The 3,097-nt window shown below is 79.9% G+C and carries 2 protein-coding genes and 2 pseudogenes; 3 read left to right on the forward strand and 1 reads right to left on the reverse strand.

The window, feature by feature from the left end:
* The 3 genes and pseudogenes from EDJALFJO_RS34240 to EDJALFJO_RS10880 all read left to right on the forward strand — a co-directional run.
* Positions 1–603 (forward strand): annotated as a pseudogene (locus tag EDJALFJO_RS34240) (hypothetical protein); the annotation flags it as partial.
* Entirely contained in the window at positions 600–1,835 is a 1,236-nt protein-coding gene (locus tag EDJALFJO_RS10875; protein ID WP_158220389.1) for an OmpA family protein, read from the forward strand. The pseudogene EDJALFJO_RS34240 and the gene EDJALFJO_RS10875, both read left to right, overlap by 4 nt.
* A gap of 16 nt (positions 1,836–1,851) precedes the next feature.
* Positions 1,852–2,121 (forward strand): DUF2530 domain-containing protein, encoded by a 270-nt coding sequence (locus EDJALFJO_RS10880; RefSeq protein ID WP_088285057.1) that lies wholly within the window; start codon positions 1,852–1,854, stop codon positions 2,119–2,121.
* Here EDJALFJO_RS10880 and EDJALFJO_RS34245 read toward each other — a convergent pair.
* A pseudogene (locus tag EDJALFJO_RS34245) lies at positions 2,091–3,097 on the reverse strand (hypothetical protein); the annotation flags it as partial. The gene EDJALFJO_RS10880 and the pseudogene EDJALFJO_RS34245 sit on opposite strands and share 31 nt — an antisense overlap.

The raw sequence follows: 3,097 nt of genomic DNA on the forward strand, positions 1-3,097 counted from the left end.
CCGACCTTCCGGTGCGCCTACTGGCCGCTCATGGCGAGCGACCTCGAGGCCGCCGCGGCGCAGGTCGAGCAGGCGCCCGCCGAGGAGCCGGCCGCCGTCCCCGTCGCCGCGACCGTCGTCGACGTCACGGAGCCGGCCGCTGCCGAGGAGCCGGTCGCGACCGGCGGCGGCGAGCCGGCCGCCGCGACCGCCGACGTCACGGACGTCACGGACGTCACCGCCGTCACGGACGTCACGGACGTCACCGACGTCCCGGACGCGCCCGCCGCCGTCACGGTGGACGTCACCGAACCGGCCGTCGACGTCACCACGAAGGCCGTCGACGTCACCGACCCCGCGCCGGAGCCGTTCCTCGACGAGTTCGAGCGCATCGAGGGCGTGACGCTCTCCGCCGCGCGGGCGCTGCGCGGCGCCGGCATCACGACGTTCACGGCGATCGCCGAGGCGCCGCACGGCAGGCTGCGCGAGGCGCTCACCGCCGCCGGGGTCCGGATCGCCCCGACGGTGCAGACCTGGGGCACGCAGGCCCGCCGGCTCGCCGCGTCCGACGCGGGCGCCGCCCGGGCCGCCGCCCGCTCCGGCGGCACGGGCGCCCGGCTGTGACCACGGCGCCCGCCCCGCCGTCCGACCCGTTCCTGGGGCTCGCCGAGGACGACGACCCGCCGCACGTCCGCTGGTACCGCCGGCTGCGCCCGCCGGGCCGCCGGACGAGCGCCGCGATCGTCCTGTCGCTCGTCGGGCTCGCCGGGCTGACGGCCGTGCAGGTCGTCCTCGTCGCCCCGTCCGTGGGCAGCGAGCTCGAGCAGCGCTCGCAGGAGGCCCTCGCCGACGCCGGCATCACGTCGCTGCAGGTGCGGGTCGACGGCCGGGACGTCGTCCTCACCGGGCCCGCGAAGGACGACCGGCAGGCGTTCGCCGCCGAGCACGTCGTCGCCGAGGTCGACGGGGTCCGGTACGTCGACGCGACCGGGGTCGTCGTCGACGCCGCCGCGGCGCTCGCCGCTGCACGCGCGGCGGCGAGCGCGGCCCCGGCGGGCACCCCGTCTCCCGCCGGCCCGGGCCCCTCGCCCACGCCGTCCCCGACGGCCCGCGGCGCGAACTCCGCCCGGACGACGCTCGTCGTCGTCGCGACCGGCGGCCGGGTCGTCGTCGCGGGCGCCTTCCCGGACGACGCCACCGCGCAGAAGGTCGTGACCTCCCTGGGCCGCACGTACGACCCGGGCGACGTCGAGCTGCTCGCGCCGACGAGCGACACCGTCACCGGCACCGGCTCCGACGCGGTGGCGAAGACCGTCGCGGCGCTCGGGGCCGACGCCGTGGGCGTCACCGTGAGCCTGGACCGCGGCACGATCACCGTCGCCGCCCGCGTCGCCGACGCGGCGACGAAGGCGAAGGCCCTCGCGGCGGCCGCCCGCGCGGTCCCCGACCCGGCCGGAGTCGTCGACAGGGTCACCGTCGGGGACGTCACCGCGCCCGACGCCGCCACCCTCGACGCCCAGCTGAGCAGCCTGCCGGCCCTCGTGTTCGGCGCCGGGCAGACCGCGCCCGGCCCGATCGGGCGCAGCGTGCTCGCCGCCGCGGCCGCCGTCCTCGTGGCGAGCCCGGAGGCGACCGTCACGCTCGTCGGCCACACCGACGACAGCGGCGACCCGACGGCGGACACCGCGGTCAGCCTGGCCCGCGCCCGGGCCGCCGAGCAGTACCTCGCGACGCTCGGCGTCCGCACGTCGCGGGTGGCCACGACCGGGGCCGGCTCGGCGGACCCGGCGCAGCCCGGGACGTCGCCCGATGCGCGCGCGGCCGACCGGCGGCTCGTCGTCGTCGGCGGCTCCTGACCCGTAGCCTGACGTCATGCGGCTCTACGTGCGGTCCCGGGACCGGCGACCCGACCCCGAGCCGGTGCGGACCGACGACCGGCGGACAGTCCTCGTCGGCACGGCGGTGTGGGCGGTGCTGCTCGTCGCGGCCCTCGTCGGGCACGGCCGGCTCTCGGACGCCGGCCGCGGCTGGTGGGTCTGGACCCCCGTCGTGGGGATCGCCCTGGGCCTGTACGGCCTGCGCTACCTGCGGCTGCGCGACGAGCGGCCGGCTCAGCCGCCGAAGGCGTCGTCGACGAGCTGAGCCCCGAGCGCGGCCGGGTCCTCGAGGACGGCCGCGACCCCGGAGCGCCGGGACCACGCCCCGGCCGCGGCGGCCAGCCCCCGGGCGAGCCCGTCGAGCGTGGCCGCGTGGACCACGGCCGAGGGTCCCGTCGGAGCAGCGCCGGCGGTGCGCGGCCCGTCGACCCACCAGTCGACCTCGACGCCGTCGACGCGCAGGACCTCGTGCTCGCACCAGGTGGCCGGTGCGTCGGGCAGCAGGTGCCGGACCGCGTCCGGCACGTCCGTGCGCTCGCCCGCCGCGTCGCCGTCCTCGGCGACGACGCCGCGGACGACGTCCTCGGCGAGCGGGACGTCGAGCAGGTCGGCGAGCGCCTCCCGCGCGGCGCGGTCCGCGGCGACGACGACCGCGCCGGTCACGCCGTGCGCGGCGAGCAGGCCGGGCTGGAGGTGCTGCGGCGACCCGACGACGGCCGCCGACGCCGCGTCGACGACCCGGGTGCGCGCGGCCCCCGCGCCGTCACCGGTGCCGACCGCCAGCACCCGGCCGGGCGGGCCGTCGTCGGTGTCGAGCGTGTCCCCGGCCTCGGCCGCGACCCGGGCGAGGGTGGCCCACAGCCGCAGCGCCGTCGCGGTGTCGAGGGCGAGGTCGTCGTCCGTGAGCCGGTCGAGCACGGTGCCGACGACGGACGCGTCGAGGCTGTCGAGGTCGCGGACTGCCCCGAGCGCGGCCCGCAGCCCGGGGTCGGCCGTACGCAGGACCGCTGGGCCGGGCGGCAGCAGGGCGCCGACGGCGGGCCCGGCGTCCGGGTCGGCCCACGGCCCGGCCGCGTCGAGCTCGCGGCGCAGCCACCACGCCGTGTACGAGGGGACCCGCGCGCTGCCGCGGGCGCCGACCAGCGTCGCGGGCCCGACGACGGCCGCCCGCAGCGCGGGGTCGGCGGCGAGCGCCGCGAGCAGCGCGGGCCAGCGGTCGGCGTCGGGCCCGCGACGCTGGT

Origin of the sequence: Kineosporia sp. A_224 (assembly GCF_002198655.1) — a bacterium.
Taxonomy (GTDB): Bacteria; Actinomycetota; Actinomycetes; order Actinomycetales; family Kineosporiaceae; genus R-H-3.